We start from the raw sequence: 21,905 nt of genomic DNA, 5'->3' as shown, positions 1-21,905 counted from the left end.
GCCGGCCCCTCGTGCGCCAGTGCGAAAATCCGGTCCCTAGCGCGCCAGCGCGAAAAGCCGGTCGATGTCCAGATGCGTCTCGAGATGCGCGGCCAGCCGGTCCAGCACCGCCTCGACCCCCGCGCCGTAATCCAGCGCCGAGGCCGCGCCGAACTGCTCGAGCCAGGCGGCGCGGAACGCATCGCCCGAGAACAGCCCGTGCAGATAGGTGCCGGCGACGCGCCCGTCGGGGCTGGTGGCGCCGTCCGGCTCGGGGATATGGGCAAAGGGGCGGGCGCAGTCGGGCCCCTCGGTGCGGCCCATGTGGATCTCGTAGCCCTCGACCGGCTGGCCGAGCGCGGTGCCTTGGGCCCGCGTCAGGCGCTTGTCGGGCGCCATGCGGGTCTCGACCTCCAGCAGGCCCAGGCCGGGGGTGCTGCCGGGGTCGCCGTCATGGCCCTCGGGGTCGTGGATCCAGCGGCCCAGCATCTGATAGCCGCCGCAGATGCCCAGCACCCGCCCGCCGCGCCGCAGATGCGCGAAAAGGTCGATGTCCCAGCCCTGCTGGCGCAGGAAGGCCAGGTCGCCCCGCGTCGATTTCGTGCCCGGCAGGACCACCAGGTCGGCATCGCCCGGCAGCGCCCGTCCGGGCGGCACCATGCTGAGCCGCACCCCCGGCTCGGCCGCCAGCGGGTCGAGATCGTCGAAATTCGCGATCCGCGACAGCATGGGGCAGGCAACATGCAGCCCGCCCGAGCCCAGGGCGCGGCGCAGGTCCACCGCATCCTCGGCCGGCAAAAGCGCGGCATCCGGGAACCACGGCACCAGCCCCAGGTCCGGCCAGCCGGTGCACTCGGCGATGAAGGCGCGGCCGGCATCGAACAGCGAGGGATCGCCGCGAAAGCGGTTGATGACGAAGCCGCGGATCATCGCCGCATCCGCCGGGTCGATCACCGCCTGGGTGCCGACGATCTGCGCGATCACCCCGCCGCGGTCGATGTCGCCGGCCAGCACCACCGGAACATCGGCGGCGCGGGCGAATCCCATATTGGCGATGTCGCGGGCGCGCAGGTTGACCTCGGCCGGGCTGCCCGCGCCCTCGACCAGCACCAGCTCATGCGCGGCGCGCAGCCGGGCGAAACTGTCCAGCACCGCCCCCATCAGCCGCGCCTTGAGCGCCCCGTAATCCGCCGCGGCGGCCCGCGCCGCGGCGCGGCCCTGCACCACCACCTGCGCGGCGCGGTCGGTCTCGGGTTTCAGCAGCACCGGGTTCATGTGGACCGAGGGCGCCAGCCCCGCCGCCCGCGCCTGCAGCGCCTGCGCCCGGCCGATCTCGCCCCCGTCCGGGGTCACGGCGGCATTGTTCGACATGTTCTGCGGCTTGAAGGGCGCGACATTGATCCCGCGCCGCAGCGCCGCCCGGCACAGCCCCGCCACCAGCAGGGATTTTCCCACATTCGACCCGGTCCCCTGGATCATCAACGCGCCCATGCCCGCCCCCGCTTGCCAATCCGCGCCTTGGTGACTAGATAGGCGCGTCGCTGAATGAAAGGCCCCGTGGTGGAAAACGTCGTTCTTACCGTGCATCTGATCCTCGCCGTGCTGCTGATCGGGGTGGTGCTGTTGCAGCGGTCCGAAGGCGGCGGCCTTGGCATGGGCGGCGGCGGAGGCGGCGTCATGACCGGCCGCCAGGCGGCCAATGCGCTGTCGCGCCTGACCTGGATCTTCGCCATCGGCTTCATCATCACCTCGATGACGCTGACCCTGATCGCCGCGCAGAACGCCTCCAGCGGCTCGATCGTGGACCAGCTGAACCTGGGCGGCACCCAGCAGGCCCCGGCGACCAGCCTGCCCGGCATCGGCGACTATACCCCGCCGCCCGGCGCGGGCCAGCCCGTGGTTCCGGGCGCCGGCCAGCCGGTGGCGCCGCCGGCCCCCGCAACGGCTCCCGCGGCCGAAACCCCGGCCCAGGCGCCCGCTGCACCCGCCGAAGACAGCAGCGCGCCCGCGACCGCGCCGGTGACGCCGCCTGCTGCCGGGGAACCCGCGCAGGAAAGCCCGGCACCGGCCAACAACTGACACCAGAACTTGGGGGCGCATCCGGCGCCCCTTACAACAACTTGCGGTCCGTTGCGGCCACGGGACAAATCGGATATGACTCGAGTCCCGTGAAACCGCCCAGATTCGGGCCGCGATCTCTTATTGGATTACTCACGGGGGCCCCTCGATGGCGCGTTACATCTTCATCACCGGCGGCGTGGTTTCTTCGCTCGGCAAGGGGCTGGCCTCGGCGGCGCTGGGGGCGCTGTTGCAGGCGCGCGGCTTCACCGTCCGGCTGCGCAAGCTCGACCCCTATCTGAACGTCGATCCGGGCACCATGAGCCCCTTCGAGCATGGCGAGGTCTTCGTGACCGACGACGGTGCCGAGACCGACCTGGACCTGGGCCATTACGAGCGTTTCACCGGCGTCTCGGCGCGCAAGACCGACTCGGTTTCGTCGGGGCGGATCTATTCCAACGTGCTGGAAAAGGAGCGCCGCGGCGCCTATCTGGGCAAGACCATCCAGGTCATTCCCCACGTCACCAACGAGATCAAGGACTTCCTGGCCGTGGGCGAGGCCGAGGTCGATTTCATGCTTTGCGAGATCGGCGGCACGGTGGGCGATATCGAGGGGCTGCCCTTCTTCGAGGCGATCCGGCAATTCGCCCAGGAACGCCCGCGCGGGCAATGCATCTTCGTGCATCTGACGCTGCTGCCCTGGTTGGCCGCAAGCGGCGAACTGAAGACCAAGCCGACCCAGCATTCGGTCAAGGAACTGCGCTCGATCGGCATCGCCCCGGACGTGCTGGTCTGCCGCAGCGAGCAGCCGATCCCGGAAAAGGAACGCGCCAAGATCGCGCTGTTCTGCAACGTCCGCCCCGATGCGGTGATCCCGGCCTATGACCTGAAGTCGATCTACGAGGCGCCCCTGGCCTATCACCGCGCCGGCCTGGACCAGGCGGTGCTGGACGCCTTCCAGATCAGCCCCGCGCCGCGTCCCGACCTGACGCGCTGGGAGGATGTCATGGACCGGCTGGAGAATGCCGAGGGCCAGGTCCGCATCGCCGTGGTCGGCAAATATACCCAGCTGGAAGACGCCTACAAATCCATCGCCGAGGCGCTGACCCATGGCGGCATGGCCAATCGCGTCCGCGTGCGTGCCGATTGGGTGGACAGCGAGAAGCTGGAGGGCGAAGGCGCGCATCTCTTGGACGGCTATAACGGCATCATCGTGCCCGGCGGCTTCGGCGAGCGCGGTACCGAGGGCATGGTGGCCGCGGCGAAATACGCGCGCGAGAAGAAGGTGCCCTATCTGGGCATCTGCCTGGGCATGCAGATGGCGGTGATCGAGGCGGCCAGGAACCTGGCCGGCATGCCCGACGCCGGCTCCGAGGAGTTCGACCACGAAGCCGGCAAGACCCGCTTCACCCCGGTCGTCTATCACCTCAAGGAATGGGTGCAGGGCAATTACACCGTGCAGCGCAAGCTGACCGACGACAAGGGCGGCACCATGCGGCTGGGCGCCTATACGGCGGTGCTGACGCCGGGCTCGAAGATCTCGGAAGTCTATGACGGCGCGCTGGAGATCGAGGACCGCCACCGCCACCGCTACGAGGTGGATGCGAAATACCGCGACCAGCTGGAGGCGGCCGGGCTGTGCTTTTCCGGCATGTCGCCGGACGGGCGGCTGCCGGAAGTGGTGGAATATCGCGACCATCCCTGGTTCATCGGCGTGCAGTCGCATCCCGAGCTGAAGTCGAAGCCGTTCCAGCCCGCGCCGCTGTTCGCCGGCTTCGTCCGCGCCGCGATGGAAAACGAGCGGCTGGTCTGAACCGCCGCGCCGCGCCATAGTGTCGGAACCAGACGAAACGGTTCCGACATGCGCCTTGCCCCGCTCGCCGCCCTGATGCTTTGCGCCCTGCCTGCGCTGGCGGATGCGCCGCTATTCCTGCTGGACCAGACGCGCCTGCCCTTCGACCTTGGGCCGGGCGCGCCGCAGAACCAGCCCTCGCGGCAGGCGAACTCGCCGCATGCCGCCGCCAATTCGGCGGCAAGCCCGGCCAACAGCGCCTCGCGCTATGCCAATTCGCCGCGCAATCCGGCCAATGAGAAGCGGGTGATCTTCACCGCGGACGGCACGGTCGTCGGCTATTACGCCCCGAACGGCTCGGGCACGCTGAACCTGTTCACCGTGACCGGCAAGCGCGTCGCCTATCGTCCCAGGGGCAGCAAGAGCCTGTTTTCCAGCGACGGGCGCTGGTGCGGCACGGTGGCGGATGCCAGCGGCGGCGGCTTCGCCTTTGGCATCATCCGCGACTGCGCGGCGCTGTTCTGAGGAGCGACACCGGATTGTCACATTGCAAGGCTAGATCGCAGGCAAGCGCAGCAGGAGATCCCCATGCAGGACCAGACGCCCAAGGACTGGCTTGAAGCCGAACTTCAGGACACGCTCGACGAGGATGTCGAGATCGAGATGGAGGATGCGGTCCTGTCCCAGGAGATCGCCCGCATCTATCGCCAGACCCATCCCGACCAGATGCCGCGCGCCGATTATTTCCGCGAGCTGCTGCGGCTTCAGGCCGAACTGATCAAGCTGCAGGACTGGGTGGCCCATCACAAGGAAAAGGTCGTGGTCATCTTCGAGGGCCGCGACAGCGCCGGCAAGGGGGGCGCGATCAAGCGCATCACCCAGCGGCTGAACCCGCGCGTCGCCCGCGTCGTGGCGCTGCCCGCGCCCTCGGACCGCGAAAAGACGCAATGGTATTTCCAGCGCTACGTGCCGCACCTGCCGGCCGGGGGCGAGATCGTGCTGTTCGACCGCAGCTGGTACAACCGTGCCGGGGTCGAGCGGGTCATGGGTTTCGCCACCGAGGACGAAGTCCGGCAATTCTTCGACGACGTGCCCGAGTTCGAGCGCATGCTGGTGCGTTCCGGCATCCGGCTGGTGAAATACTGGTTCTCGATCACCGACGAGGAACAGCAGATGCGCTTCCTGATGCGCATCCACGACCCGCTGAAACAGTGGAAGCTGTCGCCCATGGACCTGCAATCGCGCATCCGCTGGGAGGATTACACCAAAGCCAAGGAAGAGATGTTCGAGCGCACCAACATCCCCGAGGCCCCCTGGTATATCGTGCCCGGCAACGACAAGAAGCGGGCGCGGCTGAACTGCATGGCCCATCTTCTGACCATGATCCCCTATGGCCCGGTGCCGCATGACGAGATCACCCTGCCCGACCGGGTCTTCAACCCCGATTACGAACGCGAGGTGCTGCCGCCCGAGCTTTACGTGCCGCAACGTTACTAGGGCGGGATCGGGCTTGCGGCGGCGCCCTTGCGCGGCATGATCGGCACGGAACAGCCGCAAGGAACACGCCATGCCCAAAGCCTATTGGATCGGCCATGTCACGGTCGACGACCCCGCCGCATACGAAGCCTATCGCCAGGCCAATGCCGCCGCCTTCGCCAGGTATGGCGCACGTTTCCTGGTGCGCGGCGGGGCGCTCGAGGTGGTCGAGGGCCAGATGCGCCCCCGCGCGGTGGTGATCGAGTTTCCCGATCTGGCAACCGCCCGTGCCTGTTACCACAGCCCGGAATATCAGGCGGCCCTGGCGCTGCGGCGGCCCTGCTCGATCGCCGATCTGGCCATCGTCGAGGGCTGGGAATCTGCCTGACAAATTTGGCGCGGGATATTGTTGCGCCGCGAAAATACCCTAATATCCGGCCATGTTTCGCAATCTTCTGAGCCGTCTTTTCGCCGTCCGCCCTGATTCCCCGCATCTGAGCGGCCAGGATGCCGAGGTCGCCATCGCCTCGCTGCTGGTGCGGCTGGCGCGCACCGACGACCATTACGGCACGGCTGAACGGCAGCGCATCGACCAGGTTCTGGCCCGGCGCCGGGGGCTGGGCGCCGCCGAGGCGGCCGAGCGGCGCGCCGCAGCCGAGATGATCGAGGCCGAGGCGCCCGACACCGTCCGCTTCACCCGCATCATCAAGGAGCGCGTGGAACTGCAGGAGCGCCAGGAGATCGTCGCCGCCCTGTGGGAGATCGCCTATGCCGACGGGGCCCGCAGCGCCGACGAGGAATCGCTGGTGCGGCTGGTGGCCGGGCTTCTGGGCGTGAACGACCGCGATTCGGCCTTGGCGCGGCAAAGGGCGCTGGACGATCTGGGGCTGTCGGGCAAGTGAACGCGCAGCCCCGCCCCGGCCCGCCTGTGCCGCCCCCCGCGCCGGCGATCCATGCCTGCGCCCTGCCTGGAAGGCCAGTGACGAAAACATTGCAATCGCGCAGCAAATATCGCCTCATATTCCCATGAGCCAGACAGAACCGACCATGGCCGCGCCCGTCACGGCCCCCGATCCTGCCGCAGATCCGACCGCAGATCCGACCCGCGTGCCGGTGATAGAAATCCGCGATCTGCACAAGGCCTATGGCCCGCTCCAGGTCATCCGGGGCGTCAGCCTGACGGCGCCGCGCGGCCATGTCATCAGCCTGATCGGCTCGTCCGGTTCGGGCAAATCGACGCTCTTGCGCTGCTGCAACCTGCTCGAGGACAGCCAGCAGGGCGAGATCCTGTTCGAAGGCGAGGCGGTGAAATGGCGCGGCACCGGACTGGCCCGCGTGCCTGCCGACCGGGCGCAGGTGACGCGGCTGCGCACCAACCTGTCCATGGTGTTCCAGCAGTTCAACCTGTGGTCGCACATGACCATCCTGCAAAACGTCATGGAGGCGCCGGTCCATGTGCTGAAGCGCAACCCGGCCCAGGTCGAGGCGCGGGCCCGCGAATTGCTGGCCAAGGTCGGCATCGGCGACAAGGCCGATGCCTGGCCGGCGCAGCTGTCGGGCGGCCAGCAGCAGCGCGCCGCCATCGCCCGCGCGCTGTGCATGGAGCCCAGGGCGCTGCTGCTGGACGAACCGACCAGCGCGCTCGACCCCGAATTGCAGCAGGAGGTGGTGCGCGTCATCAAGGATCTGGCGGCCGAGCATCGCACCATGCTGCTGGTCACCCATGACATGCGGCTGGCGGCCGATGTCAGCGATCACGTCGTCTTCCTGCATCAGGGCCGGATCGAGGAAGAGGGACCGCCGGCGCAGCTTTTCGGCGCGCCGCGGTCCGAGCGGCTGCGCCAGTTCCTGAGCGCCACCATGGCCGAATGAAAGAACCGACAGGAGAGCAAGGACATGAAGAAACTGACGCTTGCAGCCGCAGCCTTGGCGCTGACCGCGGGCATGGGCATGGCGCAAACGGTGCGCATCGCCACCGAGGGCGCCTATCCTCCCTACAATTTCATCAACGACCAGGGCCAGGTCGCCGGCTTCGAGGTCGATCTAGGCAACGAACTGTGCCAGCGGGCCGAGTTGCAATGCACCTGGGTCAAGAACGACTGGGATTCGATCATCCCGAACCTGGTCTCGTCGAACTATGACGCGATCATGGCGGCGATGAGCATCAACGAGGAACGCAAGCAGGTCATCGCCTTCACCGAGGATTACCTGCCGCCGGCGCCGTCCTCCTATGTCGCGCTGGACGAGGGTGCGAACCTGGAGACCGGCATCGTCGCGGTCCAGACCGGCACGGTCCAGGCCTCCCATATCGCCGACACCCAGGCCACGATGCTGGAATACCCGAATATCGACCAGGTCTTCGCCGCCGTCCGCAATGGCGAAGCCGATGCGGCCTTCGGCGATCACGAAGTCATGCGCCCCTTTGTCGAGGACAGCGACGACCTGATCTTCGTCGGCGAGCAGGTCCACCTGGACGAGGGCATCGGCATCGGCGTGCGCCAGTCCGACAACGAGTTGCGCGAAAAGCTGAACGGGGCGATCGCCGCGATGAAACAGGACGGCAGCCTGAACGCGCTGATCAAGACGCATTTCGGCGAGGACGCGCAGACCTACGAATGACCTGATGCCGCCGCGGCACCGGCCGCGGCGGCCAAACCGGCGGCATGATGTTTTCCCATTGCACCGACCCCTCTGCCCTGGACGGGCTTGCCTGGTTGTCATGCTATCTGACGACCGGCAACCACATGCTGTTCTATGCCAGCTTCGGCACGGTGCTGCTGCTGCTGGCCATCACCGCGCCGGCGGCGCTGATCTTCGGCTTCGGCGGGGCCATGGCCTCGCGCTCGCGCATCGCGGGGGTGCGCTGGTTCGGCCGCATCTATACCTCGATGGTGCGCGGCGTGCCCGACATCATCTTCTTCCTGTTCGTGCCCATCGCGCTGGACCAGGGTTTCGAATGGCTGCGCTCGCGCGTCTATTGCGACCCCTCGGTGCCGGTGCGGCAGGGCAATGAGTTCATCGTCTGCGCCGCCGCCAAGCTGCCGCTTTCGACCTCGCCGGAATGGGTACACCAGGCCTATGGCATCTTCCTGGCGGTGATCGCCTTTGCCGTGGTCTTCGGCGCCTTCGCCGCCAATGTGCTGCATGGCGCGATGAACGCCGTGCCGAAGGCGCAGCTGGAAACCGCCGAGGCCTATGGCATGAGCCCGCGCCAGGTGAACCGGCGCATCCTGATCCCGCAGATGTGGACCTATGCCCTGCCCGGCCTGGCGAACCTGTGGATGATCCTCATCAAGGCCACGCCGCTGCTGTTCGTGCTGGGGGTCGAGGACATCGTCTATTGGGCGCGCGAGCTGGGCGGGGCCAAGACCCGCGCCTATGCCTATCCGCATCCCGACTGGCGGCTTTACTATTTCCTGGCCATCCTGGCCTTCTACCTGCTGATGACCTGGGGCTCGGAACGGATCTTCGACCGCATCCGGACCAGGCTGTCGCGCGGCCAGGCCACCGCCGCCGGCGAGGCGATGCGAAAGGCCGCGACATGAACCAATGCCTGCAAACCATCCAGGATTACGGTCTGCGCGCGCTCGGCCTGGGCGAAAGGCTGCTGCCGCGCAGCGGCTTTACGCTGTGCGAGCAGGTCACGCTGATCGGCTCGGGCCTGATCTGGAACATCTATTTCGCCGCGCTGGCGCTGTTCTTCGGCTTTTTCCTGGCCAATGCGCTGGCCGTGGCGAAGGCCAGCCGCAACCCCTGGGCCAGGAAGCCCGCCGAGTGGTTCATCTTCCTGTTCCGCGGCAGCCCGCTGTTCATCCAGTTCTTCCTGGCCTACGAGATGCTGGTGCAGCTGCCGCGCGCCGGCATCGACGTGCTGGGCATCACCGTGCAGACCAGCTGGATGACCCGCGCCTGGGCCGGGGCGCTGCTGGTCCTGATGCTGAACACCGCCGCCTATTCGGCCGAGATCTTCTACGGCGCGCTGCGCAACCTGCCCAAGGGCGAGCTCGAGGCCGCCGATGCCTATGGCATGGCCGGCTGGACCCGCTGGCGCCGGGTGGTCTGGCCCACCGCGATGCGGCTTGCCTGGCCCGCCTATACCAACGAGGCGATCTTCCTGTTCCACGCCACGACGCTGGTGTTCTTTTCCGGCTTCCCGGCCTTCCAGCAGCGGGGCGACGCGCTCTACTACGCCAATTATTTCGCCGACAAGACCTTCAACCCCTTCATCGCCTATCCGATCGTGGCGGGCTATTTCGTGCTGCTGACCATCGGTCTGATCGCGCTGTTCGGCATGGTGAACCGCCGGCTGAACCGCCACCTTCCCGGCGCGGCGAAGAAGATCCGTTACAGGCCCAATCTCATCAGGTGATCCATGGACTGGCTGCGCGAGCATCCCGACGTCAAGACCATCCGCATCGCGGCCGCCGACCTCAACGGCGTGGCGCGCGGCAAGCGGGTTCCGGCACGCTTTGCCGACAAGATCCTGACCGAGGGCACGAAATTCCCCTTCTCGGTCCTGAACATGGACATCTGGGGCGAGGATATCGAGGACAGCCCGCTGGTTTTCCAGGCCGGCGACCCCGACGGGCTCTTGCTGCCGACCGAACGCGGCTTCATGCCCATGCCCTGGCTGGAAGCGCCGACCGGCCTCTTGCCGATCTGGATGTTCCACCTGGACGGCCGCCCCTATGAGGGCGATCCGCGTCAGGCGCTGGCCCGCGTGGTCGAACGCTACCAGGCCGTGGGCCTGACCCCGGTGGTGGCGACCGAGCTGGAGTTCTTCCTGATCGACGATTCGGGCGGGCAGCTGCGCGTGCCGCCCAGCCCGCGTTCGGGCAAGCGCCGCACCGGGGCGGAAACCCTGTCCCTGCGCGCGCTCGACGCCTTCGACCGTTTCTTCACCGCGCTCTACGACGCCTGCGAGGCGATGGACATCCCCGCCGACACGGCGATCTCGGAAGCCGCGCCCGGCCAGTTCGAAATCAACCTGATGCACCAACCCGATCCGCTGAAGGCCGCGGACGACGCCTGGCTGTTCAAGCTGCTGGTCAAGGGGCTGGCGCGGCGCTACGGCTTTGCCGGCTCGTTCATGGCCAAGCCCTACGAGGCATGGAACGGCTCTGGCATGCACATGCATTTCTCGGTGCTGGACCGGCAGGGCCGCAACGTCTTCGACAATGGCGGCGACGAGGGTTCGGACGTGCTGCGCCATGCCGTCGCCGGCTGCCTTGCCGCCATGCCCGGCTCGACCCTGCTCTTTGCCCCGCATGAGAACAGCTACGACCGGCTGGTGCCGAACGCCCATGCCCCCACCGGCATCGGCTGGGCCTATGAAAACCGCACCTCGGCCATCCGCATTCCCTCCTCCGGGCCCAAGGCGCGGCGGATCGAGCATCGGGTGGCGGGCGGCGACGTGAACCCCTACCTGACCGTCGCCGCGGTGCTGGGCGCGGCGCTGAACGGCATCGAGGACAAGGCCGAGCCGCCGCCGCCGATCCAGGGCAATGCCTATGAGCAAGGGTTGGAGCAACTTCCCGGCAGCTGGGGCGCGGCCATCGACGCCTTCGAAACCTCGCCCGAGATCCGGCGCATCTTCCCCGCGCATCTGATCGAGAATTTCGTCATGACCAAGCGGCAGGAACTGCATTACATGGCCGAGCTTTCCGACGAGGAAACCGTCGAGCTTTACCTCGACACGGTCTGACCCGGCGCGGGCGGCTCAGGCCGCCAGCACCCCGGCCAGCGAGTTCGGCGCGCTATGGGTGATGCGCACCCGCACCAGGTCGCCGACCTTGGCCTGGGGCGCCTCGACAAAGACCGCGTGCAGATAGTCCGACTTGCCGACCATCTGGCCGGGATTGCGGCCGGGCTTTTCGAACAGCACGCCCAGCTCGCGCCCGACCATGCCCTCCTGCGCGGCCTTCTGCTGGCTGGTCAGCAAAGCCTGCAATTCCTGCAGGCGCGCATCGGCCACGGCGCCCTCGACCTCCGGCCGCTCATAGGCCGGGGTGCCGGGGCGCGGCGAATACTTGAAGCTGAAGGCGGTGCCGAAATTCACCGCCCGCACCAGCTCCAGCGTGTCCTGGTGGTCCCGGTCGGTCTCGCCGGGAAAGCCGACGATGAAATCGCTGGTCAGCATGATGTCGGGCCGCGCCGCGCGGATGCGCTCGATCAGCCTCAGATACTGGTCCACCGTATGCTTACGGTTCATCGCTTTCAGGATGCGGTCCGAACCCGACTGCACCGGCAGGTGCAGATAGGGCATCAGCTTCGGCTCGTCGCGATGCGCGGCGATCAGGTCGTCGGCCATGTCATTGGGATGGCTGGTGGTATAGCGGATGCGGTCCAGCCCGTCGATTTCCGCGATCGCCCGGATCAGCCGGCCGAATCCCCATTCCGCCCCGCCGGGCCCCTCGCCATGCCAGCCATTGACGTTCTGGCCCAGCAGCGTGATCTCGCGCACGCCGCGCCCGACCAGGTCGCGCGCCTCGGCCAGGATGCGCGAGACCGGGCGCGACACCTCGGCCCCGCGGGTATAGGGCACCACGCAAAAGGCGCAGAACTTGTCGCAACCCTCCTGCACGGTCAGGAAGGCGGCCGGCGCGCGCCTGGTGGCGGCGGGCTTCGGCAAATGCTCGAACTTGTCCTCGGCCGGGAACTCGGTATCGACCCCGCCGCCCGCGCGCACCATGGCCGGCAGCCGGTGATAGGCTTGCGGCCCCACCACCAGGTCGACGATGGGCATGCGACGCTGGATCTCGCCGCCCTCGGCCTGGGCGACGCAGCCGGCGACGCCGATCTTCAGGTCGGGCTTCTCCGCCTTCAAGGGCTTCAGCCGGCCGAGGTCGGAATAAAGCTTCTCGGCCGCCTTTTCCCGGATATGGCAGGTGTTCAGCAGCACCATGTCGGCGTCCGACTGGTTCTCGGTCAGGACATAGCCCTCGGCACCCATGGCCTCGGCCATGCGCTGGCTGTCATAGACGTTCATCTGGCAGCCATAGGTCTTGATGAAAAGCTTCTTCACCGCCGGGGCGGGCTTGCTGGCTGGGTCACTCATGCCGTGCTGTCCTTGGGATCGAGGCCTGATACAGGAAAACGCCCGGCTTGGAAAGGCCGGCCGCCATGACGCCCGGCGCGCGGCTTCTTCGTTCCCCAAATACCCGAATCCGGCCTCAAAGCCGGTAGATGGCCGAGAATTTCTCTTCCAGGTAGTCCAGAAGCGGCCCCTCCCCGACATCGGCCCCGGTCGCCTGCCCGATCAGTTCGCGCGGCGGGTAAAGTCCGCCATGGCGCTGGACGTTCTCGCGCAGCCATTCGACCGCCGGGTCGGCCTCGCCGCGCGCCAAAGCCTCGTCCAGGTCCGGCACCGCGGCGCGCAGCGCGGCATGCAGGCAGCCGGCATAGACGTTCCCCAGCGCATAGGTCGGGAAATAGCCGAACAGCCCCACCGCCCAATGCACGTCCTGCAAGACGCCATTGGCCGGCCGGTCCACCGCCACGCCGAAATCGCGCAGGAATCGGGTATTCCAGGCCTCGACCAGGTCTTCGACATCCAGCCGCCCGGCGATCAGGTCGCGCTCCAGGTCAAAGCGCAGCATGATGTGCAGATTGTATTGCACCTCGTCGGCCTCGGTGCGGATGAAGCCGGGCGTCACGCGGTTCACGGTGCCGTAGAAGGCATCGGCATCGGGCAGGGACAGCCCGCCGAAGGCGTCCGACATGCGCCGGTAGAGCCAGCCGGTAAAGGCGCGGCTGCGGCCCAGTTGGTTTTCATAGATGCGGCTCTGGCTTTCATGCGTGCCCATCGAGACGCCGCGGCCCAGCGGCGTGAAGGCATAATCGCTGTCGATGCCCAGCTCATAGCTGGAATGCCCGACCTCGTGGATGGTCGAGTAAAGGCAGTTGAACGGGTCGGTCTCGACCACCCGCGTGGTGATGCGGCTGTCCTGCCAGCGCCCGGAACTGAAGGGATGCACGGCGATGTCCATGCGCCCGCGCGTCCAGTCATAGCCGAAGGCGGTGGCGCAGGTCCGCGCCAGGCGCAGCTGCGTCTCTTGCGGGAAATGCCCGATCAGCGGCTCGGGCTGGAACGCGGCGCCCAGCACGTCCTCGCGCAGCGCCACCAGCCGCGGCCGCATGGCATCGAAAAGCCGCGCGATCTCGGCCTGGGTTATGCCCGGCTCGTAATCGTCCAGCAGCGCGTCATAAAGATCGCCGCCATCGGCCAGGGCCGAGGCCTCCTCGCGCTTCAGCATCAGGATGTCGTTCAGCGCCGGCAGGAAATCCTCGGGCGCGTCCTTGGCACGGGCATCGGCCCAGATGCCCTGCGCCAGCGAGGTCTGCCGCGCCAGTTCCGTCGCCAGCCGCGACGGGATGCGCGAGGCGCGGCGATGATCGCGCGCGATCAGTTCGATGACGCGGGCGTCCTCGGCATCCTCGGGCTCGGCCTGGTCCAGCCATTCGCCCAGGCGGGGATCGGTACGGCGCTCGTGCAGCACCGCTTCCATCGCCGCCATTTCCTCGGCGCGCTGCTCGACGGCGCCCCGCGGCATCACGGTTTCCTGGTCCCAGGCCAGCCGCTCGGCAACCGAGGACAGCGCCTCGGTCTGGCGCTGGAAGGCGAGAAGATCGTCGAAGGCGCTCATCGGACTGTTCCCCGGACCGAAGTTTCGATTGGATAGCGCGCATGGTGCCGCGCGCGCAGGATCAGCGTGAACAGTGCCACGGCACCGATCTGATGCGCCAGTGCCAAAGCCAGCGGCGAGGCATGCAGCACGTTCATGATGCCCAGAAACACCTGCACGGCCAGGGCGACCAGCATCGCGGCATAGGCGCCGCGCGTCACCGGATGCGGCGAGCGCCGGGCGCGCAGGAACACCACCACGGCAAAGATTGCCAGCAGATAGGCCACCATGCGGTGGATGAACTGTACCAGCGCCGGGTTTTCGAAGAAGTTGCGCCAGCCCAGCGCCGCGTCCCAGATCTCGGCCGGGATCCATTCGCCGCCCATGGTCGGCCAGCCGGTATACATGCGCCCCGCATCGATCCCCGCCACCAGCGCCCCCAGCAGGATCTGGACGAAGGCCAGGTGCATCAGCCCGGTGGTCATCGAGAAGAGCTTGCCCTCGCCCGCCCGGCGGGCGCGCAGCAGCGCCGCCTCGGATCGCGACAGCGCCAGCACCTGCCAGGCGATCAGGCCCAGGATGGCAAAGGCCAGCCCCAGATGCGTGGCCAGCCGGTAAGAGGCCACCCGCACCATCTCACCCGACAGGCCGGAATGCACCATCCACCAGCCGATCGCCCCCTGGGCGCCGCCCAGCACGCCCAGCAACAGCAGCCGCGGCACCCAGCCCGCGGGGATGCGCTTCGTCGCCAGGAAAAAGACGAAGCCCGCCGCCCAGACCAGCCCCACCAGCCGCCCCAGCAGCCTGTGCGACCATTCCCACCAGTAGATGCGCTTGAAGCTTGCCAGGTCCATGTCGGAATTGACCAGCTGGAACTGCGGGATCTGCCGGTATTTGTCGAACTCGGCCTGCCAGGTGGCGCCATCCATCGGCGGGATCGCCCCGGTCACCGGCTTCCATTCGGTGATCGACAGGCCCGAGCCGGTCAGCCGCGTCGCGCCGCCCAGCGCGATCATCGCCGCGACCATGACGAACAGCACGATCAGCCAGATGCGGATCGCGCCGCGCGCGCCCTTGGGACCGGCGTCGATCATGCCGCCGGCGGGCGGCGTGCTGCGGGGGGTGGTCTCGGTGACTTCCTGAAAGACGGGACGTCTTGCCATGTCAGCTTCCTTCTCGATCGGGCGCGACCTTGGCCCGCCCGCGCCCGGAAATCAATCAGCCGCGACGGATCAACTGCCGCAGCATGCCGTGAAAGATGCGCGTGTCGGCGCGGGTCAGCGGCAGGCGCGACCACAGGTTGCGCAGCGTCAGCTTCATCGCCGGCGCCTTCTCGGGCGGAAAGAAGAAGCCGGCTTCGGCCAGCCGCTCTTCCCAGTGATCGGCCAGCCGCTCGATCTCCAGCCGCGTCGCGGGCGCCTCGCCATCGGGGCGGCGGCCCTGCGGGGCAGGCTCGGGCGGCAGGCTGTCGCGGGCCCATTCATAGCCGGCCAGCAGCACCGCCTGCGCCAGGTTCAGCGAGGGGAAATCGGGATTGACCGGCACGGTGATGATGGCATTGGCGCGCGCCACGTCCTCGTTCTCCAGCCCAGCGCGCTCGGGCCCGAAGATCACCGCGACCCGGCCGCCCTGCGCAACCCGCGCGCGGGCATCGGCCATGGCCGTGGCCGGGGTCAGCACCGGCTTGGTCAGCTCGCGCCCGCGCGCGGTGGTGGCATAGGCATAATCCACATCCGCCATGGCCTCGGCCAGCGTCGCGAAAACCCGCGCTCGGTCCAGCACGCGGCCAGCGGCACCCGAGGCCATGGCCACGGCCCTGGGATTGGGCCAGCCGTCGCGCGGCGCCACCAGGCGCATGTCGGTCAGGCCGAAATTCAGCATGGCGCGCGCGGCCGCGCCGATGTTTTCGCCCATCTGCGGGCGGACAAGGATGATCGCCGGTTCCATGGCCGCGGCCATATCCTTCCGCAGACCCACTGGCAAGGCGCGCGGCACTGCGCTATCTGCTGGCGAACCACGAGGGATGACAGCGCCATGACAGACCAGCCCAATACGCCGCAACTCTACCTGATCGCCCCGGTCGGCGCGGCCGCCTCGACGCTGGGCCCGATGCTGGCCGAGGTCATGGACCGCTTTCCCATCGCCTGCCTGCGCATCCCCGGCGCCGGCACCGAGGAGGAGCTGGGCCGCATCGCGGATCTCGCGCGCGAGATCGCCCATGCCCGCGACGTGGCGGTGGTGATCGAGGACCATGTCCAGCTGGCGCAGCGCCACGGGCTCGACGGCGTGCACCTGACCAATGGCGCGCGCGGGGTGCGCCATGCCCGCAAGGAACTGGGCCAGGACGCCATCGTCGGCACGTTCTGCGGCGCCTCGCGCCATGACGGCATGAACGCGGCCGAGGCCGGGGCGGATTATGTCAGCTTCGGCCCCTGCGGCGCCACGGCGCTCGGCCATGGCGAGACCGCGCCGCTGAACCTGTTCCAATGGTGGTCCGAGATGATCGAGATCCCGGTGGTCGCCGAGGGCGCCCTGACCCCGGCGCTGATCGGCCAGCTGGCCCCGCTGACCGATTTCATCGCCCTGGGGGCAGAGATCTGGTCGGAACCGGATCCGGCCGAAGCCCTGGGGGTTCTCTGGCGCTGAAGGTGCCGGTGGCAGCTCTTGCCGGGGGTATTTGAAGAACAGAGAAGACGACTGGCTCGGACTGGACCGCACCGTCGGTAGAGGCGCGACGGCCGGCCTTCTCTGTTTTTCAAATACCCCGGCGGCGCTGCAGCCGGCGATGCGTCAGCCCTCTTGCGCAGCGCCATGCCGCGGCCTAAAGCCTTGCCATGACCCAGCATCAGCGCCTTCTCATCATCGATTTCGGCTCCCAGGTCACGCAGCTGATTGCGCGCCGCCTGCGCGAGCTGAACGTCTATTGCGAAATCCACCCGTTCAACGCGGTCGATGACGCCTTCCTGAAAGACTTCGCCCCGCAGGCCGTGATCCTGTCGGGCGGGCCGGCCTCGGTCACGCAGCCGGATTCGCCGCGCGCACCGCAGGGGCTTTTCGGCATGGGGGTGCCGGTCTTCGGCATCTGCTATGGCCAGCAGGTGATGATGGAGCAGCTGGGCGGCCGGGTCGAATCGGGCCACCACGCCGAATACGGCCGCGCTTTCATCGCCCCGGCCGAGGGGCACCGGGGCGACGGCATCTTCGCCGGCCTGTTCGACACCGGCCGCGAGGAAGTCTGGATGAGCCATGGCGACCGGGTGACGCAGCTTGCGCCGGGTTTCGAGGTCATCGGCACCTCGCCCAATGCCCCCTTCGCCATGATCGCGGACGAGGCGCGCCGGTTCTTCGCCGTGCAGTTCCACCCCGAGGTGCATCACACCCCGAACGGCCGGACCATGCTGGAGAACTTCGTCCGCATGGCCGGCTTTACCGGCGACTGGACCATGGCCTCCTATCGCCAGGAGGCGATCCGCAAGATCCGCGAGCAGGTGGGCGACAAGCGCGTTATCTGCGGGCTGTCGGGCGGCGTCGACAGTTCGGTCGCCGCGGTGCTGATCCACGAGGCGATCGGCGACCAGCTGACCTGCGTCTTCGTCGATCACGGGCTTTTGCGGCTGAACGAGGCCGAGGAAGTCGTGACCATGTTCCGCGACAATTACAACATCCCGCTGATTCATGCCGACGAGGCCGACCTGTTCATCGGCGCGCTGGAGGGCGTCAGCGACCCCGAGGTCAAGCGCAAGACCATCGGCAAGCTCTTCATCGACGTGTTCCAGAAATATGCGAGCGGGATCGAGGGCGCGGAATACCTGGCTCAGGGCACGCTTTACCCGGACGTGATCGAATCGGTCAGCTTCTCGGGCGGCCCCTCGGTCACGATCAAGAGCCACCACAATGTCGGCGGCCTGCCCGAGAAGATGGGGCTGAAGCTGGTCGAGCCCTTGCGCGAGCTTTTCAAGGACGAGGTCCGCGCGCTCGGCCGCGAACTGGGCCTGCCGGAAAAATTCATCGGCCGCCATCCCTTCCCCGGCCCCGGCCTTGCCATCCGCTGTCCGGGCGAGATCACCCGCGACAAGCTGGACATCCTGCGCAAGGCGGACGCGGTCTTCATCGACCAGATCCGCAAGCACGGGCTTTATGACGAGATCTGGCAGGCCTTCGTCGCCATCCTGCCGGTGCGCACCGTTGGCGTCATGGGCGACGGGCGCACCTATGACTATGCCTGCGCCCTGCGCGCGGTGACCTCGGTCGATGGCATGACAGCGGATTACTATCCCTTCAGCCACCAGTTCCTGGGCGAGACCGCGACGCGGATCATCAACGAGGTCAAGGGCATCAACCGCTGCACCTATGACATCACCTCGAAGCCGCCGGGCACCATCGAGTGGGAATGATCCCGAGGGGCGGCCGCTGCGCCGCCCTTTTCGTTTCGGGGGCCGCATCCGGCGCAAGGCGCGGCTTTGCAAATTGACAAGGACGGCGCAATGCCGCCCGATAAGGTTATCGCTGCTAACGGCTCCGGCCGCGGGAAGCCGCCGTCGTCCATCGTTGCGGCCTGTTCACGACGAGGATCTTGCCATGAGTTGCGCCTGCGGGCAGAACCACAACCACGCCCCCCGCCCATCCTGGGCGGCGAGGAGATTCCCCTGGAGAAACCGCTGGTCTCGCTGACCGGCCGGCTGATCTGCAAGGATGCGGCCCAGATGATGCTGGCCATGGAGTTGCTGACCGAGCATGTGGCGCTGAGCCGGGCCGAACCCGGCAACCTGCGTTTCGACCTGTGGCAGTCCGAGGATCCGCTGGTCTGGGAACTGAACGAGCTTTACGCCGATGACGAGGCTTTCGCCGCGCATCGCGCCCGGCTGGAACATAGCCGCTGGGCCCGCGAGAGCCAGGGCATCGGGCGCGATTTCACCCGCAGCGATCCCTTGCCGCGCATCCGGGCCGAGCGGGCGCATGACCGCGCCGCGGTGTCCGACCTGCTGGTGCGCGCCTTCGACGGCCCGGCCGAGGCGCGGCTGGTGGACAGCCTGCGCGAGGCCGGCGACCTTGCGCTGGCGCTGGTGGCCGAGGCCGCGGGCACGGTGATCGGCCATGTCGCCCTGTCGCCGCTGGCAGCCGAGGGGCCGGCCCTGGCGCTGGCGCCGCTGGCGGTGCATCCCGCCGTGCAGTCGCGCGGCATCGGCACGGCACTGGTTCGCGCCGCGCTCGCCGCATTCGGCGACCATACCATCGTGGTGCTGGGCGATCCGGCCTATTACCGCCGCTTCGGCTTTGCGCCGGCCGAACTGGCGTCGCCTTATGCCGGGCCGCATCTGATGGCGCTGGGGCCGCGGCTGCCCGCGGGCAGCCGCATCGCCCACGCCCCGGCCTTCGCCGGGGTCTGAGCCGGCTCAGCCTTCGGCCGGGGGCGGCGGCTCGGCTTGCGGCAACCGCAGCCGCACGCGCTTGACCCGGCGCGGATCGGCGTCGACGATCTCGAACTCGGCGCCGCTTTCATGCGGGATCACCTCGCCGCGCACCGGCACCCGGCCGGTCAGCATGAAGATCAGCCCGCCCAGCGTGTCGATCTCCTCCTCCTCCTCGTCGGTGGCCAGGCGCAGGCCGGTCTGGGCCTCGACATCCTCCAGCGCGGCACGGGCCTGGATCAGCCATTGGCCGGGCTGTTCCTGGATGACCAGGCCGCCCTCGATCTCGTCATGCTCATCCTCGATCTCGCCGATGACCTGCTCGATCAGATCCTCGATGGTGACGAGCCCGTCCACGCCGCCATATTCGTCGATCACCAGCGCCATGTGGATGCGCTTTTGCTGCATCTGCTGGAGCAGAACGCCGATCGGCATCGAGGGCGGCACATAAAGCAGTGGCCGCAGCATCGGACGCAGGGCGAACTTGACCGGCACCCTGGCGCCGAAGCCGTATTTCAGCGCCAGATCCTTCAGGTGGATCAGCCCCAGCGGGCTGTCCAGCGTGCCGCGAAACACCGGGATGCGGGAAAAGCCGTGTTCGCGGAACATCTCGACCAGGTCGGGCAGCGTGGCCGTGACCGGCGCAGCGACGATCTCGGCCTTGGGCACGGCCACGTCGTCGACGCGCATCCGCCGCAGGTTGACCATCCCCGGAACGCCCGCCGTCGGGGCGGCCGGCCCCCTGTCGCGGGCCTCGGCGCCGGCCGGCTCGGCTTCGCCGCCGCCGAAGGCGCCCAGGATACGCCCCAGAAAGCCGCGCGATTGCGGCAGGTCACGCCCGTCCCCGCCTGTGCCATCCGCCCATGAGGCGGGTTCGGCGGAGACGGGCGTGTCGGGACTTCGGTCGTTGGTCATGTCTCGTGTTCCAGGTAAGGGTCGGGGATGCCCAGCTTGCCCAGGATCGAGCGTTCGGCATCCTCCATGGTTTCGGCATCTGCGTCGTCGATATGGTCATAGCCCGCAAGATGCAGCATGGCATGGACCAGCAGATGCATGGCATGGTCGGCGAAGGGCTTGCCCTGCGCCTCGGCCTCGCGCAGGCAGGTGTCGTAGGAAATGGCGATATCGCCCAGCTCCTCGACGCGGGGCGGTTCGGGAGGGGCGCCGGGCCGGCGCGCATCGAATTCGACCGCGGGCCAGCTCAGCACGTTGGTCGGCTTGGGCTTGCCGCGGAACTCGGCGTTCAGCGCGGCGATGCGGGCATCGTCGCACCCCATGACGACGATCTGGAACGCGCCCAGATCCAGCCATTCGCCCACCGCACGGGCCGCCCGCTCGGCCATGGCGGGCAGGCCGGCATCCTCCCAGCGGTCGTCCTCCAGCACGATGTCGACGATTTCCAGCGCCTCCTCGGGCGCATCGGCCTTGTCAGGCATCGCCCTGCCTCCCTGAAGCCAGCCGCGGCTCGCGCCGCGGGATGCGCTGGCCACGCTCGTCGAAGACCTCGCCGCGGGCCAGCGCCGCCTCGGCCTCGGCGTCATAGGCCTCGATGATGCGGGCGACCAGCGAATGGCGCACCACGTCCCTGGCGGTGAAATAGCTGAAGCTGATGCCCTTGATGTCCTTGAGGATCTTTTCCGCCTCGACCAGGCCGGAATGCACGCCGCGCGGCAGGTCGATCTGGGTGCGGTCGCCGGTCACGACCATGCGCGAGCCCTCGCCCAGCCGGGTCAGGAACATCTTCATCTGCATGGTGGTGGCGTTCTGCGCCTCGTCCAGCACCACGAAGCTGTTCGACAGCGTGCGGCCGCGCATGAAGGCCAGGGGCGCGATCTCGATGCGCTTTTCCTCCATCAGCTTCTGCACCTGCTTGGCGGGCAGGAAGTCGTTCAGCGCGTCGTAAAGCGGCTGCATGTAGGGATCGACCTTTTCCTTCATGTCGCCGGGCAGGAAGCCCAGCCGCTCGCCGGCCTCGACGGCGGGGCGCGACAGGATGATGCGATCCACATGGCCGCCGATCAGCATGGTCACGCCCACGGCGACCGCCAGATAGGTCTTGCCGGTGCCGGCCGGGCCGATGCCGAAGGCCAGTTCGTTGGCAAAGAGCGCGCGGACATAGTCCTTTTGCGCATCGGTGCGCGGCTCGACGGTCTTCTTGCGGGTGCGCAGCTCGATCGGGCCGGTCTGGAACATTTCCAGCTGCTCGGCCGGGCTCGGGCCCTCGGTGACGGTCTCGGCGCCCATACGCAGGGCCGCCTCGACCTCGGCCATCTCGACCGGGCGGCCCTGCTCCAGCCGGGCGTAAAGCGCGCGCAGCACCTGCGCCGCCTCGGCCTGGGCCTCGACGGGGCCGACAACGGACAGAAGGTTGCCGCGTCGCAGGATATGCACCTTCAGCGCCTCCTCGATCCGCGCGAGGTAGCGGTCATGCGGGCCGCAGAGATCGATCAGCAGCCGGTTGTCGTGAAATTCCAGCAGGGTTTCGCCGGGGGTCGCGGTCGCGGGATGCGTAGGGGTCAGACCCAAATTCGTCTCCGAGGTGGGGTTCTCAGTAACTCATGGTTGCAA

General features: G+C 68.0%; 22 protein-coding genes. 14 read left to right on the top strand and 8 right to left on the bottom strand.

The genetic code is table 11. The annotated features are described in order from the left end of the window. Nucleotides 1-36: 36 nt before the first annotated feature. Nucleotides 37-1,470, bottom strand: coding sequence for a cobyric acid synthase (locus tag ESD82_RS02100; RefSeq protein WP_147429121.1), 1,434 nt, complete (start codon nt 1,468-1,470; stop codon nt 37-39). Nucleotides 1,471-1,524: 54 nt separating this feature from the next. Here ESD82_RS02100 and secG point away from each other — a divergent pair, with 54 nt between their 5' ends. From secG to ESD82_RS02045, 11 genes are all read left to right on the top strand, one after another. Beyond that, entirely contained in the window at nt 1,525-2,058 is a 534-nt protein-coding gene (gene secG / locus ESD82_RS02095) for a preprotein translocase subunit SecG (protein ID WP_028709844.1), read from the top strand. A 148-nt stretch (nt 2,059-2,206) separates the two neighbouring features. Next, on the top strand, nt 2,207-3,850 hold the full coding sequence (locus tag ESD82_RS02090) for a CTP synthase (protein WP_024842456.1): 1,644 nt from the start codon (nt 2,207-2,209) through the stop codon (nt 3,848-3,850). A 48-nt stretch (nt 3,851-3,898) separates the two neighbouring features. Next, on the top strand, nt 3,899-4,354 hold the full coding sequence (locus tag ESD82_RS02085) for a hypothetical protein (protein ID WP_024842455.1): 456 nt from the start codon (nt 3,899-3,901) through the stop codon (nt 4,352-4,354). Between the two features lie 63 nt (nt 4,355-4,417). Then, nucleotides 4,418-5,326, top strand: coding sequence for a polyphosphate kinase 2 (gene ppk2 / locus ESD82_RS02080; RefSeq protein ID WP_024842454.1), 909 nt, complete (start codon nt 4,418-4,420; stop codon nt 5,324-5,326). A gap of 70 nt (nt 5,327-5,396) precedes the next feature. Then, entirely contained in the window at nt 5,397-5,693 is a 297-nt protein-coding gene (locus tag ESD82_RS02075; protein ID WP_024842453.1) for a DUF1330 domain-containing protein, read from the top strand. A 52-nt stretch (nt 5,694-5,745) separates the two neighbouring features. Continuing rightward, a complete protein-coding gene (locus ESD82_RS02070; protein WP_147429122.1) occupies nt 5,746-6,207 on the top strand; it encodes a tellurite resistance TerB family protein in 462 nt (153 codons plus the stop codon). Nucleotides 6,208-6,352: 145 nt separating this feature from the next. After that, nucleotides 6,353-7,177 carry an ABC transporter ATP-binding protein gene (locus tag ESD82_RS02065; RefSeq protein WP_051419446.1) on the top strand — a complete coding sequence of 275 codons (825 nt, stop codon included), beginning with the start codon at nt 6,353-6,355 and terminating at the stop codon, nt 7,175-7,177. 24 nt (nt 7,178-7,201) lie between these two features. Further along, nucleotides 7,202-7,924, top strand: a complete 723-nt coding sequence (locus ESD82_RS02060) for a transporter substrate-binding domain-containing protein (protein WP_147429123.1) — start codon at nt 7,202-7,204, stop codon at nt 7,922-7,924. A 47-nt stretch (nt 7,925-7,971) separates the two neighbouring features. After that, entirely contained in the window at nt 7,972-8,850 is an 879-nt protein-coding gene (locus tag ESD82_RS02055; RefSeq protein WP_024842449.1) for an ABC transporter permease, read from the top strand. Further along, nucleotides 8,847-9,674 (top strand): ABC transporter permease, encoded by an 828-nt coding sequence (locus ESD82_RS02050; RefSeq protein WP_024842448.1) that lies wholly within the window; start codon nt 8,847-8,849, stop codon nt 9,672-9,674. Before ESD82_RS02055 ends, ESD82_RS02050 begins: the two co-directional genes overlap by 4 nt. Nucleotides 9,675-9,677: 3 nt before the next feature. Continuing rightward, on the top strand, nt 9,678-11,009 hold the full coding sequence (locus ESD82_RS02045) for a glutamine synthetase family protein (protein ID WP_024842447.1): 1,332 nt from the start codon (nt 9,678-9,680) through the stop codon (nt 11,007-11,009). A 15-nt stretch (nt 11,010-11,024) separates the two neighbouring features. Here ESD82_RS02045 and miaB read toward each other — a convergent pair whose 3' ends face one another. The 4 genes from miaB to ESD82_RS02025 all read right to left on the bottom strand — a co-directional run bounded on the left by miaB (nt 11,025) and on the right by ESD82_RS02025 (nt 15,888). Next, nucleotides 11,025-12,362, bottom strand: coding sequence for a tRNA (N6-isopentenyl adenosine(37)-C2)-methylthiotransferase MiaB (miaB, locus tag ESD82_RS02040; protein WP_024842446.1), 1,338 nt, complete (start codon nt 12,360-12,362; stop codon nt 11,025-11,027). Nucleotides 12,363-12,477: 115 nt separating this feature from the next. Further along, a complete protein-coding gene (locus ESD82_RS02035; protein WP_147429124.1) occupies nt 12,478-13,950 on the bottom strand; it encodes a carboxypeptidase M32 in 1,473 nt (490 codons plus the stop codon). Next, complete coding sequence (ctaA, locus tag ESD82_RS02030; RefSeq protein ID WP_147429125.1) at nt 13,947-15,092, bottom strand: heme A synthase; 1,146 nt, start codon at nt 15,090-15,092, stop codon at nt 13,947-13,949. The genes ESD82_RS02035 and ctaA overlap by 4 nt, the downstream gene beginning before the upstream one ends. A gap of 55 nt (nt 15,093-15,147) precedes the next feature. After that, the gene (locus ESD82_RS02025; RefSeq protein WP_024842443.1) at nt 15,148-15,888 is read right to left on the bottom strand and encodes an RNA methyltransferase; all 741 of its coding nucleotides are present in this window, start codon (nt 15,886-15,888) and stop codon (nt 15,148-15,150) included. 75 nt (nt 15,889-15,963) lie between these two features. Here ESD82_RS02025 and ESD82_RS02020 point away from each other — a divergent pair, with 75 nt between their 5' ends. The 3 genes from ESD82_RS02020 to ESD82_RS02010 all read left to right on the top strand — a co-directional run bounded on the left by ESD82_RS02020 (nt 15,964) and on the right by ESD82_RS02010 (nt 19,316). Continuing rightward, the gene (locus ESD82_RS02020; protein ID WP_147429126.1) at nt 15,964-16,575 is read left to right on the top strand and encodes a thiamine phosphate synthase; all 612 of its coding nucleotides are present in this window, start codon (nt 15,964-15,966) and stop codon (nt 16,573-16,575) included. A gap of 188 nt (nt 16,576-16,763) precedes the next feature. Further along, nucleotides 16,764-18,323, top strand: coding sequence for a glutamine-hydrolyzing GMP synthase (gene guaA, locus ESD82_RS02015; RefSeq protein WP_024842441.1), 1,560 nt, complete (start codon nt 16,764-16,766; stop codon nt 18,321-18,323). Between the two features lie 189 nt (nt 18,324-18,512). Next, a complete protein-coding gene (locus ESD82_RS02010) occupies nt 18,513-19,316 on the top strand; it encodes a GNAT family N-acetyltransferase (protein WP_244314486.1) in 804 nt (267 codons plus the stop codon). A gap of 6 nt (nt 19,317-19,322) precedes the next feature. Here the strand turns inward: ESD82_RS02010 and ESD82_RS02005 are convergent, their stop codons facing one another. The 3 genes from ESD82_RS02005 to ESD82_RS01995 are packed head-to-tail and all read right to left on the bottom strand — an operon-like array spanning nt 19,323 to nt 21,863. Then, nucleotides 19,323-20,252, bottom strand: coding sequence for a CBS domain-containing protein (locus ESD82_RS02005; RefSeq protein ID WP_024842439.1), 930 nt, complete (start codon nt 20,250-20,252; stop codon nt 19,323-19,325). Then, nucleotides 20,249-20,773, bottom strand: a complete 525-nt coding sequence (gene ybeY, locus ESD82_RS02000; RefSeq protein WP_051419432.1) for an rRNA maturation RNase YbeY — start codon at nt 20,771-20,773, stop codon at nt 20,249-20,251. Before ybeY ends, ESD82_RS02005 begins: the two co-directional genes overlap by 4 nt. Next, complete coding sequence (locus ESD82_RS01995; RefSeq protein WP_024842437.1) at nt 20,766-21,863, bottom strand: PhoH family protein; 1,098 nt, start codon at nt 21,861-21,863, stop codon at nt 20,766-20,768. The genes ybeY and ESD82_RS01995 overlap by 8 nt, the downstream gene beginning before the upstream one ends. Nucleotides 21,864-21,905: the final 42 nt, after the last annotated feature.

Origin of the sequence: Paracoccus pantotrophus (assembly GCF_008824185.1) — a bacterium.
GTDB classification, from domain to species: Bacteria; Pseudomonadota; Alphaproteobacteria; order Rhodobacterales; family Rhodobacteraceae; genus Paracoccus; species Paracoccus pantotrophus.
Note: the sequence above shows the minus strand (reverse complement) of the source record. Positions and strands in the feature narration are given on the sequence as shown.

What these genes read in the sequence shown, in the direction of transcription:
- ESD82_RS02100 (WP_147429121.1), bottom strand. Translation starts at nt 1,470, where the DNA reads ATGGGCGCGTTGATGATCCAGGGGACCGGGTCGAATGTGGGAAAATCC.
- secG (WP_028709844.1), top strand. Translation starts at nt 1,525, where the DNA reads ATGAAAGGCCCCGTGGTGGAAAACGTCGTTCTTACCGTGCATCTGATC.
- ESD82_RS02090 (WP_024842456.1), top strand. Translation starts at nt 2,207, where the DNA reads ATGGCGCGTTACATCTTCATCACCGGCGGCGTGGTTTCTTCGCTCGGC.
- ESD82_RS02085 (WP_024842455.1), top strand. Translation starts at nt 3,899, where the DNA reads ATGCGCCTTGCCCCGCTCGCCGCCCTGATGCTTTGCGCCCTGCCTGCG.
- ppk2 (WP_024842454.1), top strand. Translation starts at nt 4,418, where the DNA reads ATGCAGGACCAGACGCCCAAGGACTGGCTTGAAGCCGAACTTCAGGAC.
- ESD82_RS02075 (WP_024842453.1), top strand. Translation starts at nt 5,397, where the DNA reads ATGCCCAAAGCCTATTGGATCGGCCATGTCACGGTCGACGACCCCGCC.
- ESD82_RS02070 (WP_147429122.1), top strand. Translation starts at nt 5,746, where the DNA reads ATGTTTCGCAATCTTCTGAGCCGTCTTTTCGCCGTCCGCCCTGATTCC.
- ESD82_RS02065 (WP_051419446.1), top strand. Translation starts at nt 6,353, where the DNA reads ATGGCCGCGCCCGTCACGGCCCCCGATCCTGCCGCAGATCCGACCGCA.
- ESD82_RS02060 (WP_147429123.1), top strand. Translation starts at nt 7,202, where the DNA reads ATGAAGAAACTGACGCTTGCAGCCGCAGCCTTGGCGCTGACCGCGGGC.
- ESD82_RS02055 (WP_024842449.1), top strand. Translation starts at nt 7,972, where the DNA reads ATGTTTTCCCATTGCACCGACCCCTCTGCCCTGGACGGGCTTGCCTGG.
- ESD82_RS02050 (WP_024842448.1), top strand. Translation starts at nt 8,847, where the DNA reads ATGAACCAATGCCTGCAAACCATCCAGGATTACGGTCTGCGCGCGCTC.
- ESD82_RS02045 (WP_024842447.1), top strand. Translation starts at nt 9,678, where the DNA reads ATGGACTGGCTGCGCGAGCATCCCGACGTCAAGACCATCCGCATCGCG.
- miaB (WP_024842446.1), bottom strand. Translation starts at nt 12,362, where the DNA reads ATGAGTGACCCAGCCAGCAAGCCCGCCCCGGCGGTGAAGAAGCTTTTC.
- ESD82_RS02035 (WP_147429124.1), bottom strand. Translation starts at nt 13,950, where the DNA reads ATGAGCGCCTTCGACGATCTTCTCGCCTTCCAGCGCCAGACCGAGGCG.
- ctaA (WP_147429125.1), bottom strand. Translation starts at nt 15,092, where the DNA reads ATGGCAAGACGTCCCGTCTTTCAGGAAGTCACCGAGACCACCCCCCGC.
- ESD82_RS02025 (WP_024842443.1), bottom strand. Translation starts at nt 15,888, where the DNA reads ATGGCCGCGGCCATGGAACCGGCGATCATCCTTGTCCGCCCGCAGATG.
- ESD82_RS02020 (WP_147429126.1), top strand. Translation starts at nt 15,964, where the DNA reads ATGACAGACCAGCCCAATACGCCGCAACTCTACCTGATCGCCCCGGTC.
- guaA (WP_024842441.1), top strand. Translation starts at nt 16,764, where the DNA reads ATGACCCAGCATCAGCGCCTTCTCATCATCGATTTCGGCTCCCAGGTC.
- ESD82_RS02005 (WP_024842439.1), bottom strand. Translation starts at nt 20,252, where the DNA reads ATGACCAACGACCGAAGTCCCGACACGCCCGTCTCCGCCGAACCCGCC.
- ybeY (WP_051419432.1), bottom strand. Translation starts at nt 20,773, where the DNA reads ATGCCTGACAAGGCCGATGCGCCCGAGGAGGCGCTGGAAATCGTCGAC.